Here is a 26,322-nt window from a genome sequence, read left to right as displayed (position 1 = left end):
ACCGCTGCCGTAGCAGCGGTTTCCTGGTTGCGCGGCGCCTTAGTAGGACAGTGCGAAGTGCGCCTCGTCCATGTCCATCAGGTTGTCAGCACCGGACAGCATGGTTTCGACGTGGGCGCGGGTACGCGGAAGGATGCGCTGGAAGTAGAAGCGCGCCGTCTGCACCTTGGCGGTGTAGAAGCCATCGGCGTCTTCGCCGGCAGCGATCTTTTCCGAAGCCAGGCGCGCCATGTCGGCCCAGAAGTAGGCCAGGCAGGCGTAACCGCAGTACATCAGGTAATCCACCGAGGCGGCACCGACTTCTTCGCGGTTCTTCATCGCGGCCATGCCGACCTTCATGGTCAGGTCGCCCCACTCCTTGTTCAGCTTGGCCAGCGGCTCGACGAACTGCTTGATCGACTCGTTGCCTTCGTTGGCCTGGCAGAACTTGTGCACGACCTTGGTGAAGCCCTTGAGTGCTTCGCCCTGGGTCATCAGCACCTTGCGACCCAGCAGGTCGAGGGCCTGGATACCGGTGGTGCCTTCGTACAGACAGGAGATGCGGCTGTCACGAACGTTCTGCTCCATGCCCCACTCGGCGATGAAGCCGTGACCGCCATAGATCTGCACGCCGTGGTTGGCCGCTTCGAAGCCCACTTCGGTCATGAAGGCCTTGGCGATCGGGGTCAGGAACGCCAGCATCGCATCGGCGGCCTTGCGCTGCTCTTCGTCCTGGCTGCGCTGGGTGATGTCGACCTGCTTGGCGGCGAAGTAGAGCATCGCGCGGTTGCCTTCGGCGAAGGCCTTCATGGTCAGCAGCATGCGGCGCACGTCCGGATGCACGATGATCGGGTCAGCGGCTTTTTCCGGTGCTTTCGGGCCGGTCAGCGAACGCATCTGCAGACGCTCACGCGCATACTGGATGCCGCCCTGGAAGCCGATCTCGGCATGGGCCAGGCCCTGCAGTGCAGTACCCAGACGTGCGGTGTTCATGAAGGTGAACATGCAGTTCAGGCCCTTGTTCGGCGGGCCGATCAGGAAACCGGTGGCACTGTCGAAGTTCATCACGCAGGTGGCATTGCCATGAATGCCCATCTTGTGCTCCAGAGAGCCACAGGACACACCGTTGCGCTCGCCAACACCGCCTTCTGCATTCGGCAGGAACTTCGGAACGATGAACAGCGAAATACCCTTGGTGCCTTGCGGCGCATCGGGCAGACGCGCCAGCACGATATGGACGATGTTGTCGGCCATGTCGTGTTCACCGGCGGAGATGAAGATTTTGGTGCCCGATACTTTGTAGCTGCCGTCGGCCTGAGGCTCGGCCTTGGTGCGCAGCATGCCCAGGTCAGTGCCGCAATGCGGCTCGGTCAGACACATGGTACCGGTCCACTCGCCGGAGACCAGTTTGGTCAGGTAGGTCTGCTGCTGCTCGGGCGTGCCGTGCTCGTGCAGGGTGTTCATCGCGCCGTGGGACAGGCCGGGGTACATGCCCCAGGACCAGTTGGCTTCGCCGACCATTTCGCTGATCGCCATGCCCAGCGATTCCGGCAGGCCCTGGCCGCCGTGCTCGACGTCATGAGCCAGGCTCGGCCAGCCGCCTTCGACGAACTGCTGATAGGCCTCTTTGAAGCCAGCTGGCGTCTTCACACCGGACTCGCTCCAGGTGCAGCCTTCGATGTCGCCCACGCGATTCAGCGGCGCGATGACCTGCTCACAGAACTTGGCGCCTTCGTCGAGGATCGCGTTAACCATGTCCGGGGTGGCGTCTTCACAGCCCGGAAGGCTTTGGTAATGCGCCTCGTAGCCGAGCAATTCGTCACGTACAAAGCGGATATCGCGCAAGGGGGCCTTGTAGTCAGGCATAGCGTAAACCTCAGCGGTGGGTTCTTGGTTCAGGTGGCCGAAAGAATAGCCACGCTTGATTGGATTGGACCATCCGGCTTCGTTCCGGCAGGTCAAACAGGCGTTTGAAACATACGTTTAGGGCCAGTCGATGTCAAGCAGCGACCCTCACGCCGTTCGTCGGCGCGTCGCTGGACACTTGGGAGGATTTGCGACTTAGGAAAAAGCCTGTCGCTCGGCCAGGAAGGCCAGTGCGGTCAGGCTTTGGTGTTGATCAGGGTGCCGAGCACTTCGTCGGCGGTCTGCAGGATTCGAGCGCCAGCCTTGGCCTGATGCTCGCCAACTTTCAATTGCACCAGCTCCTCGGTCAGGTCGACCGTTTCGGCCACCGCCTGGGAATTATCCGCCATCGGTAGGCCTTGCCCGGCTATGGCGGCGCCTGCCTGATCGACACGCTGCTGTCCGGCCTGGTAAGCGCCGAGACCCGCGGAGAGAAGACTGCTGTTGATTTGCATATATGGCATCCGCGAAATCAGTTCGCCACCATTGAAGCAGATGACACCTCGCTGGCGCCAGTTCCACGTCGCTATAAAGGAACCTGTTTTATGACGCTGCGCGCTACAGCGCAGTCAATTCGAAGCGTGCCAGCTAGGGCTCGAGCAGACCGAAATCGAGACAGCGCGCCACATTGGCCGGGTCTGCCACGGGTAAGTACGGAACCTGACCGAGACAAGGCGCGGAGAGACGCTCGGTCAGCGTGGCGAGGTTTTCCTGCAAGCGTGAGGTGGCCGGATCAACGATGTTGGCGACCCACCCGGCCATTCTTAGCCCGTCGCGCGCGATGGCCTCGGCGCTGAGCAGCGCGTGATTGATGCAGCCCAGACGAACGCCAACTACCAGGATGACAGGCAACCCGAGTTCGATGGCAAGATCGGACAGCGTTTCACCTGCAGCCAACGGCACGCGCCAGCCGCCAGCACCCTCCACCAGAGAGAACTGAGCTTGCAACGCCAGCACGCGGCGAACCGGCTCGGCCAGTGCCGCGACAGTCAGTTCGATGCCGGCCTCGCGGGCGGCCAGATGCGGCGCTATCGCCGGCTCGAAGGCCATAGGATTGACCTGTTCGTAGCGCAGCGGCAGTGTGCATTCACCGAGCAGCGCCAGCGCGTCGCTGTTGCGCAGGCCGTCGGCCGTGATTTCGCAACCGGATGCCACAGGTTTCGCCGCCGCTGTACTGAGGCCAGCCAGCCGCGCGGCATGCAGGAGCCCGGCGGCGATGGTGGTCTTGCCGACCTCGGTATCGGTGCCGGTAACGAAATAAGCTGCCGTCATGCAAGCTCCTTGCGCAACACGCCATAGACCACCTGATAGGTCGCGGGGAGCCCGCGCGGCGTGCGGAACCGCTCATAGGCATCGATCAGCGCGCGAATACGTGCACGACCGGTAAGCCCGCCCGGACGACCAGGGTTGAGGTTATGCGCACCGAGCGCCTTGAGTTCGCTGGTCAGCTGTCGCAGCTCGGCGAAATGCAGTACCTCAGGTTCGACCTCCAACTGCTCCAACCGCAAACCACTGGCGGCGCAGAGTTGCTGATAGGCACCCATGGGACGGAAGCGATTCACATGGGCAAAACCGTCGACCGTCTGCCAGCTGTCGCGCAGTTCCTGCAAGGTGCCGCTGCACAAACTGCTGAAGGCGAACACACCGCCATGGCGGAGCACCCGCTTCGCCTCGCTCAGCACGCTGGGGAAATCTTCACACCACTGCAGTGCCAGGCTGGAAAAAATCACATCCACCGACGCATCACGCAGCGGCAAGCACTCGGCGTCACCAGCGATGAAATGGCTCGCGCCGCCCTGAGGTCGGGCGTGGCGCAGCATGCCTTCGGCAATATCCAGCGCGACGCCATCAGCAGCAGGAAAACGGCTCGCCAGCGCGCGAGAAAAATAGCCGGTGCCACAACCCAGGTCCAGCCAGCACGCCGGCGTAAGCGCGGCGGGCAGGCACTCGATCAACGTGTTGCCGACCGTACGCTGCAGCTCGGCCACGGCGTCATAGCTGGATGCTGCTCGGGAAAATGATGCCGCGACCTGACGCTTGTCAGGCAGGGTGTTTCCCGCATCCGGCATCAGCGCCGTGGCCACCTCTATCATTCCGCCGTGCCTCTGATGAATGCAGCTATGGTTGCGGCTACATCATCCGGCCGTTCCAGAGGCAGGGCATGGCTGGTCGAGGCGATCAGCTCAGCTTCAATACCCGGCATCCAGCGCCGCAGCGCATCACAAGCGGTCGACGGCACCAATGCGTCGCCACCGGCAAACAGGTGCAGTTGCGGCCCGAAATAGCCATGCAGCGCACCGCGCCCGTCCAGCTCGGCGAGCAACTGCAAGCCGGCATCAAGCACCGCCGATGCAGAATTGGACTGGCTGACCTCCAGCTGGCGGGCCAGCGTTCGCGGATCGTAGCCACCACGACTGCAGAGCAGACGGAAACGTTTCAGAGTTTCCTCGGGGTCCAGCCGGAAGGCCTCTTGAAAGGCATCGAAAATGTCCGGTGCCATGCCTTCGGGCCACTGTGGCCGAGCGCGGAAGCAGGGGTTGCTGGCGATGGTGACCAGCCCACGGCAGGAATCCACGCGCCGCGCAGCGAGCTGAGACGCCAGCATCCCGCCCAACGACCAGCCGGCCAGCCAACTGTCATGGGGCAGGCGGCGATCAAGTTCGTCGAGCCAAGCTTGGGCCTCGGCAAGCTCCGGCAAGGGTTCGATGATTACGTCGAGTTCCGGCGCGAGCTCTGTCAGCGCCTCGCTCAAAGGCTGTAACGCAGCCGGGCCATACGCCCAACCGGGCAGCAAAATCAGCTGATCACGCATCCGCTTCAGGCTCCTTGGCCATTTGATTCCAGCATTCGGCCAGGATATCCAGCAGTCGTTCCACCTGCGCTTCGCTATGCGACGCGCTGAAGGTTACCCGCAACCGTGCGCTGCCGGCCGGCACGGTGGGCGGGCGAATGGCACCGACCAGAATTCCACGCTCACGCAGCGCCGAAGAAAGCTTCAGGGCACGCTCGCTGCTACCGACGAGAATCGGCTGGATTGGCGTCGGGCTGTCCATGAGGGTCAGACCGATCTCGCTCGCGCCCTGACGGAAACGTGCAATCAGATTATTCAGATGGTCTCGGCGCCAGCCCTCGGTGCGCAGCAGCTCCAGGCTTTTAAGGGTGGCGCAGGCAACCGCCGGTGGCTGGCTGGTGGTATAGATGTACGGCCGGGCGAACTGGATCAAGGTCTCGATCAGCTCCTCGCTGCCCGCGACGAAGGCGCCAGCGGTGCCGAAGGCCTTGCCGAGCGTACCGACCAGCACCGGCACTTCAGCCATCCCCAGTCCGAAATGCTCGACGATGCCGCCGCCGGTTTTGCCCAACGGACCGAAGCCATGGGCGTCATCGACCATGACCCAGGCATTTCGGGCATTTGCGGTGGCGCAGATTGCGGGCAAGTCAGCCAGGTCGCCATCCATGCTGAACACACCGTCGGTGACCACCAGCGTATCGCCGGTCGCCTTGTCCAGGCGCTTGGCCAGGCTATCCGCATCGTTGTGCAGGTAACGGGAGAAGCGCGCGCCACTGAGCAGCCCGGCGTCGAGCAGCGAGGCGTGATTGATCCGGTCTTCCAGTACCGTATCGCCCTGCCCCACCAGCGCGGTAACTGCGGCCAGATTGGCCATATAGCCGGTGGAGAACAACAAGGCTCGCGGCCGACCGCTGAATTCAGCCAGGGCTTCCTCGAGCTGGTGATGCGGTGTGCTGTGCCCCATGACCAGATGCGATGCACCGCCGCCTACGCCCCAGCGCCCGGCACCCTGTTGCATGGCGTGGATCACATCAGGGTGGCTGGCCAGCCCGAGATAATCGTTGGAACAGAACGCCAATAGCCGTTCGCCATCGACCATCACCTCCGGCTGCTGCGGCGTTTCCAGCAACGGGCGATGGCGATAGAGATGGGCGGCGCGGCGCTCGGAAAGACGTGAAGCGAGATCGAACGGCATGGCAGAAGAGCTTCTGTAGGAGCCAGCTTGCTGGCGAACCTGTAGCCGCAGGAGCTTCGCGGCTACAGGGGTCGTACTAATCAGGCCGACGCGGCGTTGTAGAACAGCTTGCTGTCGCGCTGCTCGACCAATGCCTGCTCGATGGCAGCCTGGTGCACTTCGTCGTCGTGCTCTTCACGCGCTTCGGGCTGAATGCCGAGGCGCTTGAACAGCAGCATGTCCTTGTCAGCTTGCGGGTTGCCGGTGGTCAGCAGTTTCTCGCCGTAGAAGATCGAGTTGGCACCGGCGACGAAGGCCAGGGCCTGCATCTGCTCGTTCATCTGCTCGCGTCCGGCGGACAGCCGCACGTGGGACTTCGGCATCATGATCCGCGCCACGGCGAGCATGCGGATGAAGTCGAAGGGGTCGACGTCCTGCTCGTCGGCCAGCGGCGTGCCCTTGACCTTCACCAACATGTTGATCGGCACCGACTCAGGATGCTCGGGCAGGTTGGCCAGCTGGATCAGCAAGCCGGCGCGGTCGTTCAGCGACTCGCCCATCCCGAGGATGCCGCCCGAGCAGATCTTCATGCCCGACTCACGTACATAGCTCAGCGTTTCCAGCCGGTCCGCATAGGTACGGGTAGTGATGATGTTGCCGTAGAACTCCGGCGAGGTATCGAGGTTGTGGTTGTAGTAGTCCAGGCCCGCGGCTGCCAACGCCTGGGTTTGCTCTTGATCGAGTTTGCCGAGTGTCATACAGGTTTCCAGGCCCAGCGCCTTCACACCTTCGACCATCTTCAGGACGTAAGGCATGTCCTTGGCGGACGGGTGTTTCCAGGCGGCGCCCATGCAGAAGCGCGTCGAGCCGATGGCCTTGGCTTCGGCGGCAGCGTCGAGCACCTTCTGCACTTCCATCAGCTTTTCTTTATCCAGGCCGGTGTTGTAGTGGCCGGATTGCGGACAGTATTTGCAGTCTTCAGGACACGCGCCGGTTTTGATCGACAGCAAGGTCGAAACCTGGACGCGGTTGGCATCGAAGTGCTGGCGGTGCACGCCCTGAGCCTGGAAGATCAGGTCATTGAAGGGTTGTTCGAAGAGCGCCTTGACTTCGGCGAGGCGCCAGTCGTGACGGGTAACGGAAGCGGCAGTGGCGCTCATGGGTATTCCTTGTAATTAATAACGGCTCGGCGGCCTGGCACGGATGCGAAATGGTTAGCCAAGGCCGAGGCGCTGTCAACCAGGAAAGGAATCATGGTTTACAACTGGTTAAATATTGAACACCACTGTTCGCTTTGCGACGAGCGCTGCGAAACCGGGCAAACGGTTTGCGGCGCCTGCGAAGCTGAGCTTCCCTGGCTGCACGAACATTGCGTGGTGTGTGCCCTGCCGCTGCCGGCGTCCGGGCTGATTTGCGGGGAATGCTTGAAGCGGCCGCCCGCGTTCGATCAAGTGAATGTGCCGTGGCGCTTCGACTTTCCGGTAGACACGCTGATCAGTCGCTTCAAACACCAATCCCAATGGCCACTCGGCCGGTTGCTGGCGGAGCAACTCTCGCGCCATCTGCAACACGCGTTCGATGAAGGCTTACCGCGTCCCGATGCGCTCGTGCCCGTGCCCCTGGCCCGCAAACGGCTGCGCCAGCGCGGCTTCAATCAGGCACACATGCTCGCTGATTGGCTGAGCGCGGCATTGGCAATTCCAATCGATACGAAGACCCTGCAGCGGGTACAGGACACCCAATCGCAGCAGCAGCTCGATGCAGCCAGCCGTCGGCGCAATCTGCGTCAGGCGTTTGCCTTGTCCAATGAACCGACGATCGCCGGTCGCCACGTAGCCATCGTCGATGATGTGCTTACCACCGGCGCGACCGCCGAGGCACTGGCCCGCCTGCTCAAACGGGCCGGCGCAACACGCGTAGATGTCTACTGTCTGGCGCGCACACCGAAACCTGGGACGTTGTAGGCGCGGGTTATGCTCGCGAACCGGCTACGAGCGGTCGCGGCATGGTCCGCTCCGATAGCCCCGTCAGCGCAACCGACGCTGCGTTCAGCTGTGAGAGCTCTTATGTGGCCTCGCGCCAAAACCCACCGCGGCTCGCAGACTAGCCTGCCGCAACCAAGCCGGTTGTTTAAAAGTCCGGGTGCAATACACTGGCTGCCCGTCCACGGAGCTGACCATGAGCCACCCCTTCGACACGCTTACGCCTGACCTTGTGCTCGATGCGGTGGAAAGCACAGGCTTCATCAGCGACGCTCGCGTGCTGGCATTGAACAGCTACGAAAACCGCGTCTATCAGGTGGGCATCGAGGACGAAACGCCCATCGTGGCGAAGTTCTACCGCCCCGGGCGCTGGAGCAACGAGGCCATTCTGGAGGAGCACCAGTTTTCCAAGGAACTGGCTGATCGTGAGATTCCGGTGGTGGCGCCATTGGAGCGCGACGGCAAAACCCTGTTCGAACATGCCGGCTTCCGCTTCGCGCTGTTTCCTCGTCGCGGCGGCCGCGCGCCGGAGCCGGGCAATCTCGATCAGCTCTACCGCCTCGGCCAGTTGCTGGGCCGCATGCATGCCGTCAGTGCCAGCCGACCGTTCGAGCACAGAGAAACACTCAATGCTGAGCATTTCGGCCACGAATCGTTGGCGACGCTGCTCGACGGCAATTTCGTCCCCAAGAGCCTGCTGCCTGCTTACGAGTCGGTCGCGCGCGACCTGCTCAAGCGTGTCGATGATGTCTTCGCCCGCACCGATTTCCAGCCGATCCGCCTGCATGGCGACTGCCATCCCGGCAACATCCTCGCCCGTGACGATGCGTTCCACCTGGTCGATCTGGACGACTGTCGTATGGGCCCGTCCGTGCAGGACATCTGGATGATGCTCGCCGGCGAACGTCATGAGCGGCTCGGACAGCTGTCCGAACTGGTGGACGGCTACAGCGAATTCCACGACTTCGCTCCCCGCGAGTTACCGCTGATCGAAGCCCTGCGCGCGCTGCGCCTGATGCATTACAGCGCCTGGCTGGCCCGTCGCTGGGATGATCCGGCGTTCCCGATGAGCTTCCCCTGGTTCGGCACCGAACGCTACTGGGGCGACCAGGTGCTGATCCTGCGAGAGCAGATGTCAGCGTTGCAGGAAGAGCCGCTGAAGCTGTTCTAGCTGGAGGTTGGACGCGGCAGGATTGCGTGGCGTGAAGCTGAATGTAAGCGCGACATCCACCCTGCCCCGCTCACCTGTAGGAGCCAGCTTGCTGGCGATCCGGACAGCCCAGCTACTTCCAGCCTCGATCGGCCTCTGATCGCGAGCAAGCCTGCTCCTACCAAAGGCGAGAAGCACGGCCCGGATTCCGGTTTCACCCAAGCGAATCGCCCGCTGGAGCACGTTCAGCCATTACTTCTCTTCCACCAACCAATCCAGTCGCCAGCCGCCCTCGCTCTGGCCGAGCAGCTTGGCGAGCCAAGGCAGCAACTCGCGCAGTTCTTCTTCCAGCCCCCACGGCGGATTACTGATCGCGAGGCCGGAGCCGTTCAGCCGCAGCGCTTCGTCGGTCGGGTGGACAAACAGCTCGGCACGCAGCAGTTTGGGTGCGCCGCTGCGTGACAGGTCCTGATAGAACCGCTTCAGTTGGCGTTCATCCTTGATCGGATACCAGATCACACCGATGGTCTGGCGCATGCGCCCCAGCGCCTCGCCGAGCGCCTGCACGCAACGGCTCAGCTCATCGGCCTGCTCGAACGGTGGGTCGACCAGCAGGACGACGCGCTTTTCGGCAGTCGGCATCAAGGCGCGTGGCACATGCCAGCCTTCGCCGAGGTGCACCGCCACGCGGTGATCGCCGGCCATGTTGTCTTTCAGCAGGCGGCCATCTTCGGGATGTTTTTCGTTGAGCTGCAGGCGATCCTGCGGGCGCGTCAGCTGGCGTGCCAGTTCCGGCGAACCGGGGTAGTAACGCAGCGTGCCGTCGGGATTGAGTGCGCGGATAACGTCCAGGTACCCCTGCGCCATCGCCGGCACATCCTCTGCCTGCCACAGACGCGCGATGCCCTGCAGCCATTCGCCGGTGCGGCTGGCCTGGTCGCCTGCGAGGTCATACAGGCCGACGCCGGCGTGGCTGTCGAGGTAGGCGAACGGCGCCTCCTTGCGTGCCAGCATCGAGAACAGACGGGACAAAACGAGGTGTTTGAATACGTCGGCGTGATTGCCGGCGTGGAAAGCGTGACGGTAGTTCATCGGGCACTCCTGAAGTGCGCACAGTCTAACCGCGCAACGCGGCGATTCGCAGGGGGCTGGCGATTCGCAAGGGCTGGCGAGGCGCACCGCAGTCCAACACGCCGGAATCGATGAGTGGGTGCGAGTCGTTCATTTCGGTGCAGCACTGCACGGCTCCGGCAACCAGGGGCAGCAATCCCGCTTGCGTCCGGGGCCTGGCGGGCTACAGTGTCAGCCCGTCCCGCCATTGCAAAGGAGTTTTCGATGGACATGCGCGCGCTGTTTCAGATTGCCCTACCTATCATTCAGGCGCCGATGGCGAACTCGCAAAACCACCAGCTGGCCGCTGCGGTATCCGAAGCGGGCGGGCTGGGCTCGATCCCAGCTGGCTCACTTGACGCCGACGGGCTGGACGCCGAACTGACCGCCATCGCCGCGCTGACGAGCAAGCCGTACAACGTCAACTTCTTCTGCCACCAGACGCCGCTCGCCGACACTGAACGGAACACGGGCTGGCTGGCGCTGCTGGCGCCCTATCTCGACGAGATGGGCATCGACCCTGCAAGCATCCCCGGCGCTGCCAGCCGCAAACCGTTCGACGCCGCGATGGCCGACGTGCTGGAGCGGCACCGCCCGCCTGTTGTCAGCTTCCACTTCGGGCTGCCTCCAGCGGACCTGCTGCAGCGGGTCAAGGCGACCGGCGCGAAAATCATCTCCAGCGCCACGACGCTGGAAGAAGGCCGCTGGCTACAGGCGCAAGGCGCCGACGCTGTGATTGGCCAGGGCGTCGAAGCCGGCGGTCATCGCGGCATGTTTCTCAGCGAGGACATCGACACGCAGATCGGCACCTTCGCCTTGCTTCCGCAGCTAGTGGCTGAGCTGAATATTCCGGTGATTGCGGCGGGTGGCATTGCGGACGCTCGCTGCGTATCCGCCGCGCAGACGCTGGGCGCCGCAGGCGTGCAGGTTGGCACCGCATACCTATTGTGTGACGAAAGCCGCACCAGCCCGTTGCACCGCAAGGCCTTGCAGAGCGCGGCAGCAGAGAAAACGGTGTTGACCACGTTGTTCTCCGGGCGCCCGGCACGCAGCATGATCAACCGGCTCATTCATGAACTCGGCGCCAGGCCCGATGCGGTGCCGGCATTCCCGCTGGCTGGAAACGCCATCGGCAGCCTTCGCGCTGCAGCCGAGCCACAGGGCATCGACCATTTCTCCCCACTTTGGGCCGGACAGAATGCCAGCGGCTGTTTGGCTGTCCCGGCGGCACAACTGACGAAGGCGCTCGCGGCCGGCTGGCGCTAACCGGCGCTCGCCAGGCGTCGGCGCCGGGTCGACTGGCGCGGCGCAACGCGTAGACTGGTGGTCTCTGCAAAACCAACGGATCGGACATGACCGTGCTGACCAACACTCTGGTATTTCTCGCCACCCTAGCCGGCATGGAGCTGTTCGCCTGGTGGGCGCACAAGTATGTAATGCATGGCTGGGGCTGGGGCTGGCACAGGTCGCACCATGAGCCGCGCAGCGGCTGGTTCGAGAAAAACGACCTGTATGCGGTGGTCTTCGCGGGAGTCGCGATTCTGCTGATCGCGCTGGGCACGGCGGGCTACGGCCCGCTGGAATGGATCGGCGCCGGGATGACGGCCTATGGATTGCTCTACTTCGTCGCCCATGACGGGCTGGTGCACCATCGCTGGCCGCTGCGCTACGTACCGCGCAATGGCTACCTCAAGCGCCTGTACCAGGCGCATCGGCTGCATCATGCGGTAGAAGGCAAGGAGCGTTGCGTGTCCTTTGGTTTTCTCTATGCGCCACCGCTGCCGGTGCTCAAGCAGCAGCTACGCGAACTGCATGACGGACCACTGCGCAAGGCGACTGCTAGCGAGGACGCTTCCAGAGGAAATCGGGACGCGGCGTGAGCTGCATTCGCCGCGATGCCAGCGCCAGCACACCCCCGCCCAGCAGAAACTGCAATTTCTGCGCGCCAGTCGTCGAGACGCGCGTATCCCAGGCCGCCGCGCCGCGCGCTTTCACCTCCACGCCGATCTGCCGATAGATGCCATGCGCCGTAGCAATGGACCAGGCCGAACGCAGTGGCAGGTCGCGCAAACCCTGCGAGGCCGACCGGTAATAGGGCTCGGCCAGATCGACCAGACGCGCCGACAGCAGCGCCAGCGCAGGTCGCCAATGCGGCAGGGCAATCTCGCCAGCCGGAATACCCGCTTCGGACAGCCAGTCGGCCGGCAGATAGACGCGACCGATCTCGGCATCCTCGACAATGTCGCGAGCGATATTGGTGAGCTGGAACGCCAGCCCCAGGTCGCAGGCCCGGTCCAGCGTCGCTTCCGCCTCGGCGCCCATCACGCGCGCCATCATCAGGCCAACTACCCCGGCGACGCGGTAGCAGTACAGCAGTGTGTCGTCGAGGGTCTGGTAGCGGTAGCCCTGCACATCCATGCGAAAGCCCGCCAAGTGCTCCAGCGGATGGGCCTTGGGAATCCGATGGCGCTGGATCACTTGCTGAAACGCCGCGAATGCCGGATCGCGCATCGGCTCGCCGGCATAGGCACGCTCGGTCAGGTCCACCAGCTCGGCCAGGCGCGCCTCCCCGGTGGAGCGATCACCCTCGACCTGACCGTGCCCGAGCGTCTGGCCGTCGATCACATCGTCGCAGTGCCGGCACCAGGCGTAGAGCATCACCGCACTCTGGCGCGTGCGCTGGTCGAACAACTTGGCCGCGGCCGCAAAGCTCTTGGAGCCAGCGTTAATGGCCTGTGTCGAGTGATCGATGACCTTGTCGTTCATCCGACCCGCTCCTGCAACATCAAGTCCTCCAGCATCAGCCCGGCCGTGGCCTTGGCCGAACCCACAACGCCCGGCACACCCGCGCCGGGGTGCGTACCGGCACCGACGATATAGAGGTTCGGAATCACATCGTCGCGATTATGCGGGCGGAACCAGGCGCTCTGGGTGAGGATCGGCTCCAGCGAGAACGCCGAACCGAGATGCGCGTTCAGCTCGTCGCGAAAATCGAATGGCGTGAAGATCCGGTGAGTAACCAGATCCTCGCGCAGCCCCGGAATGTAATGACGCTCCAGGTATTCGAAGATGCGGTCGCGGTACTTTGGCCCCTCCTCCGCCCAGTCGATATCCGCCGTGCCCAGGTGCGGCACCGGGGCCAGCACGTAATGGCTGGCACAACCTTCCGGCGCCAGCGAGGGGTCGGTGACACAGGGCGCGTGCAGGTACAGCGAGAAGTCGTCAGCCAGGGTTTCGCGCTTGAAGATCTCGTCGATCAGTTCGCGGTAGCGCGGCCCGAAGCACACCGTGTGATGTTGCAGGTGCTCGTGGCGGCGCTTGAGACCAAAGTGGATGACGAACAACGACATGGAAAAGCGCTTACCGGAGAGCCGCTTGGCCTCGTCGCGACCACGCTGTTCATGCCCGAGCAGCTGCTTGTAAGTGTTCACCACGTCGGCATTCGAGGCCACCGCATCGGTGTCGAAGCGACGCCCGTCGCCGCTGATTACCGCGCTTGCCTTACCCCCGGTCAGCTCGATGCGCGCGACTTCCGCATTCAACTCCAACTTGCCGCCCAGGTCCTCGAACAGCCTGACCATCCCCTGCACCAGCGCCCCGGTGCCACCGCGTGGAAACCAGACGCCGCCCTGTCGCTCCAGCGCGTGGATCAACGCATAGATCGATGAGGTTTCGAAGGGATTGCCGCCCACTAGAAGGGAATGGAACGACAACGCCTGGCGCAGCCGGTCGTTCTCCACGAACTTGGCCACCATGCTGTACACGTTGCGCCAGGCCTGCAGCTTAGCCAGCTGCGGGGCGACGCCGATCATGCTGCGGAACGACAGGAAGGGCACAGTGCCGAGCTTGACATAGCCCTCCTCGTACACCGCACGGGAATAGGCGAGAAAGCGCTGATAGCCGGCGACGTCCTTTGGGTTCAGGGCGTGAATCTGCCGGTCCAGCGCGGCTTGGTCGTTAACGTAATCGAAGCTGTAGCCGTCTTCCCAGCACAGCCGATAAAAGGGGCTGACCGGCAGCAGCTCGACGTAATCGGCCATGCGTTTGCCGGCACCGCTGAAGAGTTCTTCCAGCGCCGGCGGATCGGTGATCACCGTCGGCCCGGCATCGAAGGTGAAGCCCTGATCGTGATAGACGTAGGCGCGGCCACCCGGCTTGTCACGCTTTTCCAGCAGGGTGGTCTGGATGCCGGCACGCTGCAGACGGATGGCCAGCGCCAGCCCGCCGAAACCTGCCCCAATCACCACAGCCCGCTTCACAGCGCCAGTTGCCTCGTTCATCGTTTGTCCTTGTGATTGCCGGCTGCCAGCGCGCGCAGCGCCTCGCCCACCGGCACGGGAGGTTTGCCCGAGACGATGCGCAAGCGGTCCCAGGTGGTCAGATTGGCTGCGTAGAAGCGCTGGATCAGCGGTTCACGCAGGCGATAGAAACGCTGCATCACCGCCCAGCGGCGATCCGCCGGCCCCGCCATGAACAACATGCGGTTGAGCAGACGGAAGAACCCGCGTTGATGCCACTGCAGCAGCGAATAGTCGCGGATTGCCGCGAACAGGCTGTCGGCGTCCCAGCGGTCCAGAGCGACCAGATGATCAGCCAGACGCACCGCATCGGGCAGCGAATAGCCCGTAGTGGGGTGAAACAGGGCGGCTGACAGGCCCGTCTGCGGCACGCCACGGGCTTCGTCCCAGAACGCAGGAAGATCGCCCGACAACACGATGGGCAGCACGCCCTGTTCCTCTCGTAGCGTCTCGGCGATACGCCAGCCGCGTGCCTCGGCGTAGCGCTGGATGTTGCCCTGCAAGGTGCCCGGCGCAACGGCATCGCCGTCGGCGTAATAGGTGTCCTCGATCAACAGGGTGTCGGCGCTGAACGGCAACACGTAGACGAAGCGATAGCCATCCTGCTGGGCGACGCTGGCGTCCATGATGATCGGCTCATACAGGCCATGCGGCCGATCCAGACGCAGCTCCTGCCCGAGAAATTTCTGGAAGCCCAGCGTTAACTGATCGGTCCGGCGCACCCCTCGCCCATCAATGACCACGCCGGCACGCAGAGCCTCGCCGGAAACCAGCCGCACCTGCCGGGGTTCGACGTGGTTGACCGTGGTGTTCAGGCGCACGCCGTCGGCCAGTTCGGACATCAGCAGCTGATGAAACCGATTGGATAATATGCTGGCATAGCCGCTGCCCAGCCGGCGCTTGAGGTCCGGGAAGACCACCTCATAACCAGGCCAGCGATGACTCACCAGCGGCTCCAGCCAGGCCCGTTGAGCCGGCGTCAGGTCTTGTTCATGAAAGGACCAGGTATGGTTGCCGCCGAGGGTTTCGCCTTGCTCGATGATCAGCAACCGCAAATCCGGACGCGCCCGGCGCAAGCGCAGCGCCAGCAGGCCATTAGCCAGACCGCCGCCGACCAGGATCAGGTCTGCATCAGCCATGTTTGGCCCTGCGCAAGACCGGCGACTCAACTGCTAGCGCCGTCTCGATCAACTGCGCCGCTCGCGGCGCGCCGCCGGCAGTGCGAACCTCGTCGCCCAGCGCCCGAGCGCGCTGCGCAAAGCCGGGCTCGCGCAACAACCGTCGCAGCTGTTGAACGATGCGCCGACGACTGGCCAGACGCGGATTTAGCTTCAAGCCCACTCCGGCATGCGTCACCCGAGCAGCCACACCGGGCTGATCGAAGGCGATGGGCAGCGCCAGGCTCGGCACCCCGGCTTCCAGCGCGTCGAGCACCGTATTGAGCCCGGCATGGGTGATCAGCGCATCGGCCCGCGCCAGCACCGCACGCTGCGGCGCAAAGTCGGTGACCCAGCTGGCGCCGGCCTTTAGCAATCGTTGTTCTTGCCGAGCATCCAGACGCCCGCAATGAGCGATCAAGAGCTGCGCATCCAGCTCGCGACAGGCTTCAGCGATTCGCTGAAACAGGCCGAACCGATCGCCCTGCAGCGTGCCCAGCGAAGCGAACACGAAAGGCCTGCCGGTGACGACGGGGATATCCATCAGCGGCTCGTCGGTCAGCGCCGAACGCAACGGGCCGACGCCATGGAACTGTCCAGGCAGCGCGCTACGCGGAAAATCGAAAGCCGGTGTCGTCTGGCTCAGTTGCAGCAGCGGTGACAGGCACTCGTCGAGACGCAGACGAGGCGGCAGACCAAACGCGGCCGCATGCCGCGCAATGACCTCGGCGTGCGCCCCCATGGCGCGGTCGTAGACACCGCTGCTTTGCAGATTCAGTTGCTCGCCCCAGGGCGTCGGGCGATAGCGCCAGGGCATGACCGGCAGCGGCACGTGCGCTTCTCGATTGACCGGCAACGCGCAGGCCACCGACACGAATGGCAGCCCGAGATAATCCGCCACAAGCCCTCCCGCCGGCTCCATCTGGTCGGCGATGACGCAATCTGCACCGATGGCGCGAAGCACGGCTGGCGCGTCCCGGCAAAACAGGTCAGTTGCCGAGGCCATATCGGCAATCACCCGGCGTATTCCCCAGGGCCCGCCGGGCCGTGCCGCACGGTCGATCACCGCCTTGAGCGAGCCAGGCGGATGCGAGCGCGAGCCGACCTGGGCAAAGCCCACGCGAGGGTCGCGCAACACCGTGGCGACGTCGGCCTGCTGGAGGAATGTCACACGGTGTCCACGCGCCAGCAGCTCACCGGCCAAGGCTTCCATGGCCCGTACGTGGCTGTGGAAAGCCGGGGCGATCACGGCGAAGTGAGTCATCCGAACGGACCTCGCCGGTCAGCCGACTGGCAGTCCTGCGGCTGCATCACAGCTTGGACGGGTCGAAAGGCGCCAGGAGCGGCGCCTTGGTCAGCTGCGCCAGACTGCCCGAACCGGTGCAGAAGCAGGCGATGCGCAGCTGCTCGATCAGCACCCGGAAATGCTCGACTACGGCTTCCGGCCCGATCAGCGCTGCGTCCAGCACACCGGCAGCCTGGGCCACCAGATCGGCGCCGAGGCGAATCGCCTTGGCCGCATCAATGCCATTCCGAATACCCCCTGAAGCGATGAGCTGCGCATCAGGGCAGGCACGACGAACACTAGCGATAGCCTGAGCGCTCGGTATGCCCCAGCCGGTAAACGCGCTGGCAATGGCGCGCTGCTGCGGGTCCAGGGTGCGCTCAGCTTCTACCGCCGCCCAGTTGGTGCCGCCAGCGCCGGCGACATCGATCACCGACACCCCGGCATCGAGCAATCGCTGCGCCACACGCGGAGAAATGCCTGCACCAACCTCCTTGGCCACCAACGGCACCGGCAGGCGCGAGGCCAACACTTCGAGCGCTGCGTACACGCCTTGCCAGTTGCGATCGCCGCCAACCTGTACAGCTTCCTGTAATGGATTGAGGTGAATGATCAGCGCATCGGCCTGAATCATGTCGACAGCTCGCTGCGCCTCGTCCAGCCCGTAGCCGGCGACCAGTTGGGCCGCGCCAAAGTTGGCCAGCAATGGAACCGAGGGCGCGAGCTCACGCAGCTGCCGGGTCAGCCCCTGATCCGCATTGGTTTCCAGCGCAATTCGTTGGGAGCCCACTGCCAGCGCGATGCCGAGCACCTGTGCCGCCTCGGCCAGGTTTGCATTGATCTGAGCCGCGCGCGCCGCCCCGCCCGTCATCGAGCTGATCAGCAACGGTGCCGAGAGGGTCCGCCCAAACAGCGAGGCGCGAAGGTCGATGTCGTCCAGACGCAACTCTGGAACCGCGCAGTGCTCGAAGGTCAGGGCAGCGTAGCCTGGATCGATCACGGAGCAGGCGCGGCGCGGGTCGAGAACGATGTCCAAATGGTCGTTCTTACGTTCCGCAATGGATTCTTTAGTCATGCAGCGCCTCGTTCGATGACCTTATGTGGACGGTAGTGGTCATTAAAAGTGCCAAGACTTATACACGCCGTACAGGTATTGTCACGATAGCTACCGAAAAATTATACAGGAGGCCGCCATGGCCATCGCTTTGCCGGACACGCAACTCGACTTCGAACAGGCAGTCAGTACGCTGCGTGCACAGGTTGACGAACGGCTAGGCCAGTGGCTACCGCTAGCGCCTGCGCAGGATGCGATCGCGTCCGCCATGCGCGAAGGCACCCTCACGCCGGGCAAGCGAGTCCGCCCGTTGCTGCTGCTGTTGACACTCAAGGATCTACAGCGTGACACGATGGCGTCCCATGCCGGGCTCGATCTGGCCTGTGCCCTGGAGATGGTGCATGCCGCCTCATTGGTCCTTGATGACATGCCCTGCATGGACAATGCCGAGCTGCGCCGTGGTCGGCCGACCATTCACCGCCAGTTCGGCGAAGACGTCGCGGTGCTCGGTTCGGTCGCCCTGCTCAGCCAGGCATTCAGCATAGCCGCCTCGACTGCCGGCACTGACGCATCGACGCGTAATCAACTGGTGCGCCTGCTGTCGCAAGCCACTGGCGCACAGGGCCTGGTCCGCGGGCAATTTCACGACCTGCGCGAGGGCCAGCGTGCGCGCCCGCTCGAAGCCATCGCCCATACCAATCGCCTGAAAACCTGCCCCCTGTTCACCTGCGCCGTGGAATTTGCCGCATTGCTGGCTGATACCGATGCCAGCCGCACGCGCCACCTCAAGGGTTTCGCCACTGAACTGGGGCTGGCGTTCCAACTGCTCGACGATCTGGCCGACGGGCTCAGCGCTCAGCAGATCGGCAAGGATTCGGGCAAGGATGTCGGCAAAAGCACCGTGGTTGCCCTGCTCGGCCCTGACGCGGCTCGCCAGCACATCGAAGACCATCTGGCACGGGCCGAACAGCACCTGATCGATGCGGGAGTCGGCGGCGGTCGCCTGGCGCAACTGCTCGAGTTCTTCTGGGCGAAGTCACACTGAGCCCGCCGGGGCAAGCCTCAGAAGACGCTGCTGTGTTGGCCCATCACCCGAATGTATGGTGCTAGGCAGCCGTCTCGCCGGCTCCTTAGACTCGAGTGCATGTAAACGGAGGATTTTCCATGCCCGAGACTCTGCTCTGCCCGCGTAACCTGGCATTCGAACTCTATGAAGTGCTGGACGCCGAAGGCCTGACCCAGCGCGAGCGCTTTGCCGACCACAGCCGCGAAACCTTCGACGCGGCCATCGACACCGCCCGCAGCATTGCCGAAAACCTCTTCGCCCCGCACAACCGCAAGGCCGACGAGAACGAGCCGATCTACAAGGATGGCGAAGCGGTGCTGATTCCAGAGGTGAAGCCCGCCGTTGATGCGTTCATCGAGGCTGGCTTCCACAACGCTTCGCGCAGCTTCGACGACGGCGGCATGCAGTTGCCCAACCTCCTGTCGCGCGCCTGCTTTGCCCACTTCCAGTCCGCCAACATCGGCACCTCTTCTTACCCGATGCTGACCATGGGCGCCTCGCACCTGATCGAAGTGTTCGGCAACGACGAGCAGAAGCAGCGCTTCCTGCAGCCGATGCTCGAAGGCCGCTTCTTCGGCACCATGGCACTGACCGAGCCGCACGCTGGCTCCTCCCTGTCCGACCTGCGCACCCGCGCCGAGCCGGCCGGCGACGGCACCTACCGCCTGAAGGGCAACAAGATCTTCATTTCCGGGGGTGACCATCCGCTGTCGGAAAACATCGTGCACATGGTCCTGGCCAAGCTGCCGGACGCCCCGCCCGGCGTGAAAGGCATCAGCCTGTTCATCGTGCCCAAATTCCTGGTCAACGACGATGGCTCACTGGGCAAGCGCAACGATGTGATCCTGGCCGGGCTGTTCCACAAGATGGGCTGGCGCGGCACCACCAGCACAGCACTGAACTTCGGCGACAACGGCGACTGCGTCGGCTATCTGGTCGGCGAGCCGCACAAAGGCCTGTCGTACATGTTCCAGATGATGAACGACGCGCGCATCGGCGTCGGCATGGGCGCGATCATGCTCGGCTACGCCGGTTACCTGTACTCGCTGAATTACGCGCGAGAACGGCCACAAGGCCGCCTGCCAGACGGCAAGAACCCGGCCTCGGCACAGGTACCGATCATCCAGCACACCGACATCAAGCGCATGCTGCTGACGCAGAAAGCCTACGTCGAAGGCGCCTTCGATCTCGGTCTCTATGCCGCACGACTGGTCGACGAGCAGCACACGGCCATCAGCGAAGAAGAGCGCAAGAACGCACACGAGCTTCTCGATTTGCTAACGCCCATCGTCAAATCCTGGCCGTCGGAGTTCTGTCTCAAGGCCAACGAGATGGCCATCCAGATTCTTGGTGGTCACGGTTACACCCGTGAATATCCGGTCGAGCAGTACTACCGCGACAACCGCCTGAACCCGATCCATGAGGGCACCCACGGCATCCAGTCGCTCGACCTGCTGGCCCGCAAGCTGACGCAGAACGGTGGCGCCGGCCTGCGTCAGTTGCTCGGGTTGATCCAGAACACCTGCAAACGCGCGGGCGAGTTCAGCGCGCTGAATACGCTGCGTCAGCCGTTGGAAAAGCTTCTGGCGCGCCTGACCGAGGTCACCCAGGCGCTGCTAGGTGACCTGATGGCCGGCAAGATCAACCAGGCACTGGCCAACTCGGCGTTGTACCTCAAGGTATTCGGTCACACCGTGATCGGCTGGCGCTGGCTGGAGCAGGCGATCCGCGCCGAACAAGGGCTGGCCAAGGGCAACGCGGCGGACGTCGACTTCTATCGCGGCAAGCTCCAGGCCGCTCGCTACTTCCTGACCTGGGAAGTGCCGAGCTGTCACCACGAACTGGATCTGCTGGCCGCTCGTGACGACACCTGCCTGACCATGCAGGATGACTGGTTCTAGCCCATCAGGCTGAAGACAGGCCAAGCGCTCGAGGCTCAAACCCCGAGCAATGAGCGCATGCATGTGATCCATCCTTCGGCTGCCGATTTGATGAATGGTTACCCGTCTTGCGCTTGCTGCATCCGCAGGACGGGGCAACCCTTCACAGCTCCGGCACAGCAGCAAGCCGCGATCCGATCGGCGCCACGACACCTCAATAACGACCGTCTGCTCGCTGATCGTTTTTTGACAGCTCGCCAAAACAGCAGGTTAGAATCGCTGGCATGCGCCCTGCATGTTCGTCAGCGGCACTAACCCACGGAGAGCGCGCTTGGATATCGGCAACATCAACCACCTGTTTTTTATCGGTGCCTTGTTGGTCGCAGCGAGCATCATGATGAGTTCTCTGTCGACGCGTCTCGGCGTGCCGATCCTCGTTATCTTTCTCGCCGTCGGCATGCTCGCCGGTGTCGACGGCATCGGCGGCATCGTCTTCGACGACTACTCACTGGCCTTTCTGATCAGCAACCTGGCCCTCGCGATCATCCTGCTCGATGGCGGCATGCGCACCCGCGCCGCCACTTTCCGCGTCGCACTCTGGCCAGCCTTTTCACTGGCCACCGCCGGTGTCGTGATTACGTCCGGCCTGACCGGTCTAGCCGCGGCCTGGTTGTTCGACCTGCCACTAATGCAAGGGCTGCTGGTCGGCGCCATCGTCGGCTCCACCGACGCCGCCGTGGTGTTCAACCTGCTCAACGGCCGCGGGCTCAACGAACGCGTCGGTTCAACGCTGGAGATCGAGTCGGGCAGCAACGACCCGATGGCGATGTTTCTGACCGTCGCACTGATCGACATGCTCGCCTCCGGTCAGACCGGATTCGGCTGGGGCTTCTTCATCAGCCTGCTGCAGCAGTTCGGTATCGGCACCCTGCTCGGCCTGTCTGGCGGCTGGCTGCTGCTGTATCTGATCAATCGGCTAGCGGTTGCCGATGGTCTCTATCCCCTGCTGGCAGTGGCTGGCGGGATCATGATCTACGCACTGTCCGGCGCGATCGGCGGCAGTGGCATCCTTGCGGTCTACGTTTGCGGCTTGCTGCTGGGCAACCGGCCGATCCGCAACCGTCACGGCATCCTGCACATGTTCGACGGCCTCGCCTGGCTCAGCCAGATCGGCATGTTCCTGGTGCTTGGTTTACTGCTTACACCCAGCGACCTGCTGCCCATCGCCCTGCCGGCGCTGGCCTTGTCGTTGTGGATGATCCTCTTTGCCCGCCCGCTGGCGGTGTTCGTCGGGCTGGCACCGTTTCGCAGCTTTCACCTGCGCGAACGCCTGTTCATTTCCTGGATCGGCCTGCGCGGTGCGGTGCCGGTGATTCTCGCGGTCTTTCCGCTGATGGCCGGACTGGAAAACGCCCAGCTGTTCTTCAACGTAGCGTTCTTCATCGTGCTGGTTTCGCTGCTGCTTCAAGGCACCACGCTGACCTGGGCGGCGAAGAAGGCCAAGGTCGAGGTGCCGCCCTCGCCACTGCCGATCTCCCGCGCCGGGTTGCAGATCCACGCCACCAGCCAGTGGGAAATGTTCATCTATCGCCTGACCGCCAAGAAGTGGTGCATCGGCGCCGCCCTTCGCGAATTGAAGATGCCTGCCGGCACGCGCATCGCCGCGCTGTTTCGCGGCAAGGCCCTGCTCCACCCCTCCGGCAGCACCCGTCTGCAGGTGGACGACATCCTCTGCGTCATCGGCCACGAAGAGGATCTGCCGGCGCTCGGCAAGCTGTTCAGCGAAGCGCCAGAGCGTGGCCGCGACATGCGCTTCTTCGGTGACTTCATCCTTGAAGCCGAAGCCGAGATGAGCGCCCTTGCTGCGCTGTACGGCCTGAAGCTCGGCGAAACCTCCGGCGATCAAACGATTGGCGAGTTCATGGCCGAGCGTGTCGGTGGCAAGCCGGTCATCGGCGATCAGATCGACTGGAACGGCCTGATCTGGACCATCGCCGCCATGGAGCATGGCCAGGTGCGTAAGGTCGGTCTCAAATTCCCTGAGGGCAACAAACCCGGTCCATCACTGCACTTCTGAATCGCTGCCCGACCGCGAAGCCCGCGCCAGAGCGTTCCGATCTATGGACTCGCGCCGACCTTCTGCAGCCCTTAGACTCCGCACTCTTTTCTTCACTTGAAAATGTTCATGGCACCCTTGCGCACCCTGTTGATCGCGACCTTGCTCGCCTTCGCTCCCGCTTCGACCTTCGCTCAAACCATCCCCGGGCTGTCCGGCAGCAAACCGGCCGCCGAGGAGGCGAAACCCGCACAGCCGAGTGCCGACGAGCGTGCGCAGCAGTTTGCCGAACAAGCCGCCACCGCGCAGCAGCGATTGACCGAGCTGAAGGCCGAACTCGCCAGCGCGCCGAAGGAAATTGCCGAGTCCCAGCGCGAACTAAGCAAACTCAAGGGCGGCGATACCAGCGACCTGGCCGACAAGCTGGCCAAGCTGAAGGTGCCGGCACTGGAGCAGCGCCTGGCAGAACGCGTCGAGGAACTATCGACCTGGCAGGCAGCACTGACCGCCGCCAACAGCATGATCATCAGCGCCCAAACGCGCCCCGAGCGCGCTCAGGCCGATATCAGCGACTCGCAGACGCGGATCGACGAGATCAGCAATCTGCTCAAGACCGGCCGTGACAACGGCAAGCCGCTGAGTGATGAACGCCGGGCGCTGCTTGCCGCTGAAAAGTCGGCACTCACCGCCCAGATTGAATTGCGCCGCAAGGAGCTGGCCGGCAACAGCCTGCTACAGGACCTGGGCATTGCCCGTCGCGATCTGCTGTCCGAACGCATCGCCCGTGCCGAGCACGAAACCATGGCGTTGCAGGCGGCCATCAACAACAAGCGTCGCGAGGAATCCGAACAGACAGTTGCCGAGTTTTCGCTGAAGGCCGAGAAGACCGGGTCGGACAAGCTGCTGCCGGCTGAAAGCGCCGAGAACAAGCGTTTGTCAGGCTATCTGTTGCGCGCCACCGAGCGGCTCAACGACCTGACCCAGCAGAACCTGCAGACCCGCCAGCAGCTCGACACGCTGAACCAGGCCGACCAAGCCCTGGAAGAACAGATCGCGGTACTCGAAGGCAGCCTTCTGCTATCGAAAATTCTCTACCAGCAGAAGCAGGCCCTGCCGCAGCTGACGCTGGACAAAGACCTCGCCGATGAAATCGCTGACATCCGTCTCTATCAGTTCGAGCTCAACCAGCGTCGGGAAGCGGCCGGCAACGTTCAGGACTACGTCGATCAACAGCTCGCCAGTCAGCCGCCGGGCGAGGTAACCCCCGAGGTTCGCAGCGCGCTTACCGATCTGATACGCACCCGCAGCGAATTGCTCGACCGGCTGAACCACGAGCTCAACGCACTGCTCAGCGAATCCATTACGCTGCAACTGAACCAGCGCCAGCTACAGAGCAAGGCCGAGGCCCTGCGCAACACGCTGGACGAACAGATGTTCTGGATTCCGAGCAACCGCCCGCTGGACCTGGATTGGTTCAAAAGCGTGCCGGCGCTGCTCGACGACCAGTTACGCGCCATGCCTTGGGGCTCGGCGTTCAATGCGCTGGGCGCGGGCCTGTTCGAGCGGCCGCTGTTCTTCGTGCCGCTGCTGCTGGTGATCGGCCTGCTGCTCTGGCGGCGCAACGCGATCAACACCAAGCTCGACTCCCTGAGCAGCGAAGTCGGGCATTTTCGCCGCGACAGCCAGCTGCACACACCGCTGGCGCTATTGCTGAACTTCCTGCTGGCCTTGCCGGGCGCGATGTTCCTGGCGCTTTGCGGTTACCTGCTGCAGATGGACGGGCGCGGGCAGAACATCAGCCTGGGCGCCGCCTTCTACCAGATGGCCCAGGCCTGGCTGGTGTTCTACAGCGCCTACCGAATGCTCTCGCCCAGCCGAGTCGCCGAGACACACTTCGGCTGGTTCCGGCCGCAAGTGGTCTTCCTGCGCAACGAGATCCGCCGACTGGGCCTGGTGGTCATGGCGCTGGTGGCCGTGGTGGCAATCGCCGAGCATCAGCCGGCGGGCCTGGTCGACGACGTGGTCGGCATTGTCGTGGTGCTGGTCTGTTTTGCGCTGATGAGCTGGCGCCTGATGCGCCTGCTGCGCAAGGGCCCGTCGAGCCAGAACGCGCCGTTTTTACGGCGCTTTATCGGCCTGTTGTTCAGCATATTGCCGCTGGCGCTGATGCTGGTGGTCGGTTTTGGTTATTACTACACCGCGTTGAAACTGACGGGTCGTTTGATCGACACCCTGTATTTGCTGCTGGCCTGGATCGTCATCGAAGCCACGCTGATCCGCGGCCTGACCGTGGCCGCACGGCGGCTCGCCTACCATCGTGCATTGGCCAAGCGTGACGCGCAGATCGACGAGACGATGGATACCAGCGAATCGACTGGCGAGGCCGGCCTGGATATCAGGCAAGTCAACCAACAGTCCCTGCGGCTGACACGTCTGGCGATGTTCGGGCTGTTCTTCCTGGTGCTCTACTGGGTGTGGGCCGACCTCATCAGCGTGGTGTCGTACCTCGATAACATCACTTTGTACGAATTCACCAGCGGCAGCGGCGACGCCGCAACGACCTCGACCATCACGCTGAACAACCTGCTTGGGGCGCTGGTTACCGTGGTCATCACCTTTGCATTGGCGCGAAACCTTCCGGGCCTTCTCGAAGTTCTGGTGCTGTCGAAGATGCACCTCGCGCAGGGCAGCGCTTATGCAACGGGCACTTTGTTGTCCTACACGCTGGTCGGTATCGGCATCGTCACGACCTTGTCGACCTTGGGCGTGAGCTGGGACAAGCTGCAGTGGCTGGTCGCGGCGCTGTCGGTCGGCCTCGGCTTTGGTCTGCAGGAGATTTTCGCCAACTTCGTCTCTGGCCTGATCATTCTTTTCGAGAAACCGGTGCGCATTGGCGATGTGGTGACCATCGGCAACCTGTCCGGAACGGTCAGTCGCATCCGCATCAGGGCAACAACCATCACCGACTTCGACAACAAGGAAATCATCGTCCCGAACAAGACCTTTGTGACCGATCAGTTGGTCAACTGGTCGCTCAACGACACCATCACGCGGGTCACCATCCGCATCGGTGTGCAGTTCGGCTCCGACCTTAAAGAGGTCCGCAACCTGCTGTTCCAGGCCGCACGCAATAACCCGCGGGTTCTCAAGGAGCCCGAGCCGCAGGTGTTCTTCCTCAACTTCGGCGAAAGCCGGCTGGAGCACGAGCTGCGCTTGCATGTACGCGATCTGGGCGACCGCAACCCGGTGATCGACGAGATCAACCGGCACCTTGATCAGGAATTCCGTGCGCGCGGCATCGTCATCGCCTTCCGCCAGCTGGATGTGCATCTGAAAAACCCTCCGTCCGCGCTCGACATTCAGCTGGCCGTGGACGATGGCAGTGCCGAGGAACCTGCGCCCGCCAACGGTCAGCCCTGAAGGAACGTGGTCGCG

Annotated in this window: 21 protein-coding genes; 8 read left to right on the top strand and 13 right to left on the bottom strand. The window is 63.4% G+C overall.

The annotated features are described in order from the left end of the window. Nucleotides 1-39: 39 nt before the first annotated feature. From PSTU_RS0104740 to bioB, 7 genes are all read right to left on the bottom strand, one after another. Nucleotides 40-1,845, bottom strand: coding sequence for a phenylacyl-CoA dehydrogenase (locus PSTU_RS0104740; protein WP_019339899.1), 1,806 nt, complete (start codon nt 1,843-1,845; stop codon nt 40-42). Nucleotides 1,846-2,081: 236 nt separating this feature from the next. Further along, nucleotides 2,082-2,339, bottom strand: a complete 258-nt coding sequence (locus tag PSTU_RS0104735; RefSeq protein ID WP_019339898.1) for a hypothetical protein — start codon at nt 2,337-2,339, stop codon at nt 2,082-2,084. A gap of 133 nt (nt 2,340-2,472) precedes the next feature. Continuing rightward, on the bottom strand, nt 2,473-3,156 hold the full coding sequence (gene bioD / locus PSTU_RS0104730) for a dethiobiotin synthase (protein ID WP_019339897.1): 684 nt from the start codon (nt 3,154-3,156) through the stop codon (nt 2,473-2,475). Next, nucleotides 3,153-3,977 carry a malonyl-ACP O-methyltransferase BioC gene (bioC, locus tag PSTU_RS0104725; protein ID WP_019339896.1) on the bottom strand — a complete coding sequence of 275 codons (825 nt, stop codon included), beginning with the start codon at nt 3,975-3,977 and terminating at the stop codon, nt 3,153-3,155. The genes bioD and bioC overlap by 4 nt, the downstream gene beginning before the upstream one ends. After that, nucleotides 3,974-4,696: an alpha/beta fold hydrolase gene (locus PSTU_RS0104720; RefSeq protein ID WP_019339895.1), complete on the bottom strand. Its 723-nt coding sequence runs from the start codon at nt 4,694-4,696 to the stop codon at nt 3,974-3,976. The genes bioC and PSTU_RS0104720 overlap by 4 nt, the downstream gene beginning before the upstream one ends. Continuing rightward, entirely contained in the window at nt 4,689-5,870 is a 1,182-nt protein-coding gene (gene bioF / locus PSTU_RS0104715; RefSeq protein ID WP_019339894.1) for an 8-amino-7-oxononanoate synthase, read from the bottom strand. Before bioF ends, PSTU_RS0104720 begins: the two co-directional genes overlap by 8 nt. 80 nt (nt 5,871-5,950) lie before the next feature. Next, nucleotides 5,951-7,009, bottom strand: coding sequence for a biotin synthase BioB (gene bioB, locus PSTU_RS0104710; protein ID WP_019339893.1), 1,059 nt, complete (start codon nt 7,007-7,009; stop codon nt 5,951-5,953). A 93-nt stretch (nt 7,010-7,102) separates the two neighbouring features. Here bioB and PSTU_RS0104705 point away from each other — a divergent pair, with 93 nt between their 5' ends. Then, complete coding sequence (locus PSTU_RS0104705; protein WP_019339892.1) at nt 7,103-7,813, top strand: ComF family protein; 711 nt, start codon at nt 7,103-7,105, stop codon at nt 7,811-7,813. 214 nt (nt 7,814-8,027) lie between these two features. Beyond that, nucleotides 8,028-9,002 (top strand): serine/threonine protein kinase, encoded by a 975-nt coding sequence (locus PSTU_RS0104700; RefSeq protein ID WP_019339891.1) that lies wholly within the window; start codon nt 8,028-8,030, stop codon nt 9,000-9,002. Nucleotides 9,003-9,233: 231 nt separating this feature from the next. Here the strand turns inward: PSTU_RS0104700 and PSTU_RS0104695 are convergent, their stop codons facing one another. Then, complete coding sequence (locus PSTU_RS0104695; RefSeq protein WP_019339890.1) at nt 9,234-10,073, bottom strand: 23S rRNA (adenine(2030)-N(6))-methyltransferase RlmJ; 840 nt, start codon at nt 10,071-10,073, stop codon at nt 9,234-9,236. A 243-nt stretch (nt 10,074-10,316) separates the two neighbouring features. Here PSTU_RS0104695 and PSTU_RS0104685 point away from each other — a divergent pair, with 243 nt between their 5' ends. Beyond that, nucleotides 10,317-11,357 carry an NAD(P)H-dependent flavin oxidoreductase gene (locus tag PSTU_RS0104685; protein ID WP_019339888.1) on the top strand — a complete coding sequence of 347 codons (1,041 nt, stop codon included), beginning with the start codon at nt 10,317-10,319 and terminating at the stop codon, nt 11,355-11,357. Between the two features lie 86 nt (nt 11,358-11,443). Then, nucleotides 11,444-11,971: a sterol desaturase family protein gene (locus tag PSTU_RS0104680; protein WP_019339887.1), complete on the top strand. Its 528-nt coding sequence runs from the start codon at nt 11,444-11,446 to the stop codon at nt 11,969-11,971. Here the strand turns inward: PSTU_RS0104680 and PSTU_RS0104675 are convergent. The 5 genes from PSTU_RS0104675 to fni are packed head-to-tail and all read right to left on the bottom strand — an operon-like array spanning nt 11,931 to nt 17,906. Further along, the gene (locus tag PSTU_RS0104675; protein WP_019339886.1) at nt 11,931-12,857 is read right to left on the bottom strand and encodes a phytoene/squalene synthase family protein; all 927 of its coding nucleotides are present in this window, start codon (nt 12,855-12,857) and stop codon (nt 11,931-11,933) included. The two genes, PSTU_RS0104680 and PSTU_RS0104675, sit on opposite strands and share 41 nt — an antisense overlap. Further along, a complete protein-coding gene (locus PSTU_RS0104670) occupies nt 12,854-14,371 on the bottom strand; it encodes a phytoene desaturase (protein ID WP_019339885.1) in 1,518 nt (505 codons plus the stop codon). The genes PSTU_RS0104675 and PSTU_RS0104670 overlap by 4 nt, the downstream gene beginning before the upstream one ends. Then, a complete protein-coding gene (gene crtY, locus PSTU_RS0104665; RefSeq protein WP_019339884.1) occupies nt 14,368-15,528 on the bottom strand; it encodes a lycopene beta-cyclase CrtY in 1,161 nt (386 codons plus the stop codon). Before crtY ends, PSTU_RS0104670 begins: the two co-directional genes overlap by 4 nt. Then, the gene (locus PSTU_RS20460) at nt 15,521-16,810 is read right to left on the bottom strand and encodes a glycosyltransferase (RefSeq protein ID WP_036992677.1); all 1,290 of its coding nucleotides are present in this window, start codon (nt 16,808-16,810) and stop codon (nt 15,521-15,523) included. The genes crtY and PSTU_RS20460 overlap by 8 nt, the downstream gene beginning before the upstream one ends. A 46-nt stretch (nt 16,811-16,856) precedes the next feature. Beyond that, nucleotides 16,857-17,906, bottom strand: a complete 1,050-nt coding sequence (gene fni / locus PSTU_RS0104655; RefSeq protein ID WP_019339882.1) for a type 2 isopentenyl-diphosphate Delta-isomerase — start codon at nt 17,904-17,906, stop codon at nt 16,857-16,859. A 118-nt stretch (nt 17,907-18,024) separates the two neighbouring features. On the opposite strand from fni, the gene PSTU_RS0104650 reads away from it, so the two are divergent. The 4 genes from PSTU_RS0104650 (at nt 18,025) to mscK (ending at nt 26,307) form a co-directional block, all read left to right on the top strand. Continuing rightward, nucleotides 18,025-18,930 carry a polyprenyl synthetase family protein gene (locus PSTU_RS0104650; protein ID WP_019339881.1) on the top strand — a complete coding sequence of 302 codons (906 nt, stop codon included), beginning with the start codon at nt 18,025-18,027 and terminating at the stop codon, nt 18,928-18,930. A 119-nt stretch (nt 18,931-19,049) separates the two neighbouring features. Further along, on the top strand, nt 19,050-20,852 hold the full coding sequence (locus PSTU_RS0104645; RefSeq protein WP_019339880.1) for an acyl-CoA dehydrogenase: 1,803 nt from the start codon (nt 19,050-19,052) through the stop codon (nt 20,850-20,852). Between the two features lie 310 nt (nt 20,853-21,162). Further along, nucleotides 21,163-22,908 (top strand): potassium/proton antiporter, encoded by a 1,746-nt coding sequence (locus tag PSTU_RS0104640; protein WP_019339879.1) that lies wholly within the window; start codon nt 21,163-21,165, stop codon nt 22,906-22,908. Nucleotides 22,909-23,016: 108 nt separating this feature from the next. Next, nucleotides 23,017-26,307 (top strand): mechanosensitive channel MscK, encoded by a 3,291-nt coding sequence (gene mscK / locus PSTU_RS0104635; RefSeq protein ID WP_019339878.1) that lies wholly within the window; start codon nt 23,017-23,019, stop codon nt 26,305-26,307. Nucleotides 26,308-26,322 lie beyond the last annotated feature (15 nt).

Source organism: Stutzerimonas stutzeri SDM-LAC (genome assembly GCF_000235745.1).
Classification (GTDB): domain Bacteria; phylum Pseudomonadota; class Gammaproteobacteria; order Pseudomonadales; family Pseudomonadaceae; genus Stutzerimonas; species Stutzerimonas stutzeri_H.
This window is presented reverse-complemented; position numbering and strand designations above follow the sequence as displayed.

Bases quoted from the DNA above. Each gene is read 5' to 3' on its own strand.
- PSTU_RS0104735 (WP_019339898.1), bottom strand. From the start codon at position 2,339: ATGCAAATCAACAGCAGTCTTCTCTCCGCGGGTCTCGGCGCTTACCAG.
- bioC (WP_019339896.1), bottom strand. From the start codon at position 3,977: ATGATAGAGGTGGCCACGGCGCTGATGCCGGATGCGGGAAACACCCTG.
- crtY (WP_019339884.1), bottom strand. From the start codon at position 15,528: ATGGCTGATGCAGACCTGATCCTGGTCGGCGGCGGTCTGGCTAATGGC.
- PSTU_RS0104645 (WP_019339880.1), top strand. From the start codon at position 19,050: ATGCCCGAGACTCTGCTCTGCCCGCGTAACCTGGCATTCGAACTCTAT.
- PSTU_RS0104740 (WP_019339899.1), bottom strand. From the start codon at position 1,845: ATGCCTGACTACAAGGCCCCCTTGCGCGATATCCGCTTTGTACGTGAC.
- mscK (WP_019339878.1), top strand. From the start codon at position 23,017: ATGGCACCCTTGCGCACCCTGTTGATCGCGACCTTGCTCGCCTTCGCT.
- PSTU_RS0104695 (WP_019339890.1), bottom strand. From the start codon at position 10,073: ATGAACTACCGTCACGCTTTCCACGCCGGCAATCACGCCGACGTATTC.
- bioB (WP_019339893.1), bottom strand. From the start codon at position 7,009: ATGAGCGCCACTGCCGCTTCCGTTACCCGTCACGACTGGCGCCTCGCC.
- PSTU_RS0104705 (WP_019339892.1), top strand. From the start codon at position 7,103: ATGGTTTACAACTGGTTAAATATTGAACACCACTGTTCGCTTTGCGAC.
- PSTU_RS0104685 (WP_019339888.1), top strand. From the start codon at position 10,317: ATGGACATGCGCGCGCTGTTTCAGATTGCCCTACCTATCATTCAGGCG.
- PSTU_RS0104670 (WP_019339885.1), bottom strand. From the start codon at position 14,371: ATGAACGAGGCAACTGGCGCTGTGAAGCGGGCTGTGGTGATTGGGGCA.
- PSTU_RS20460 (WP_036992677.1), bottom strand. From the start codon at position 16,810: ATGACTCACTTCGCCGTGATCGCCCCGGCTTTCCACAGCCACGTACGG.
- PSTU_RS0104650 (WP_019339881.1), top strand. From the start codon at position 18,025: ATGGCCATCGCTTTGCCGGACACGCAACTCGACTTCGAACAGGCAGTC.
- bioD (WP_019339897.1), bottom strand. From the start codon at position 3,156: ATGACGGCAGCTTATTTCGTTACCGGCACCGATACCGAGGTCGGCAAG.
- PSTU_RS0104680 (WP_019339887.1), top strand. From the start codon at position 11,444: ATGACCGTGCTGACCAACACTCTGGTATTTCTCGCCACCCTAGCCGGC.
- fni (WP_019339882.1), bottom strand. From the start codon at position 17,906: ATGACTAAAGAATCCATTGCGGAACGTAAGAACGACCATTTGGACATC.
- PSTU_RS0104675 (WP_019339886.1), bottom strand. From the start codon at position 12,857: ATGAACGACAAGGTCATCGATCACTCGACACAGGCCATTAACGCTGGC.
- PSTU_RS0104700 (WP_019339891.1), top strand. From the start codon at position 8,028: ATGAGCCACCCCTTCGACACGCTTACGCCTGACCTTGTGCTCGATGCG.
- bioF (WP_019339894.1), bottom strand. From the start codon at position 5,870: ATGCCGTTCGATCTCGCTTCACGTCTTTCCGAGCGCCGCGCCGCCCAT.
- PSTU_RS0104720 (WP_019339895.1), bottom strand. From the start codon at position 4,696: ATGCGTGATCAGCTGATTTTGCTGCCCGGTTGGGCGTATGGCCCGGCT.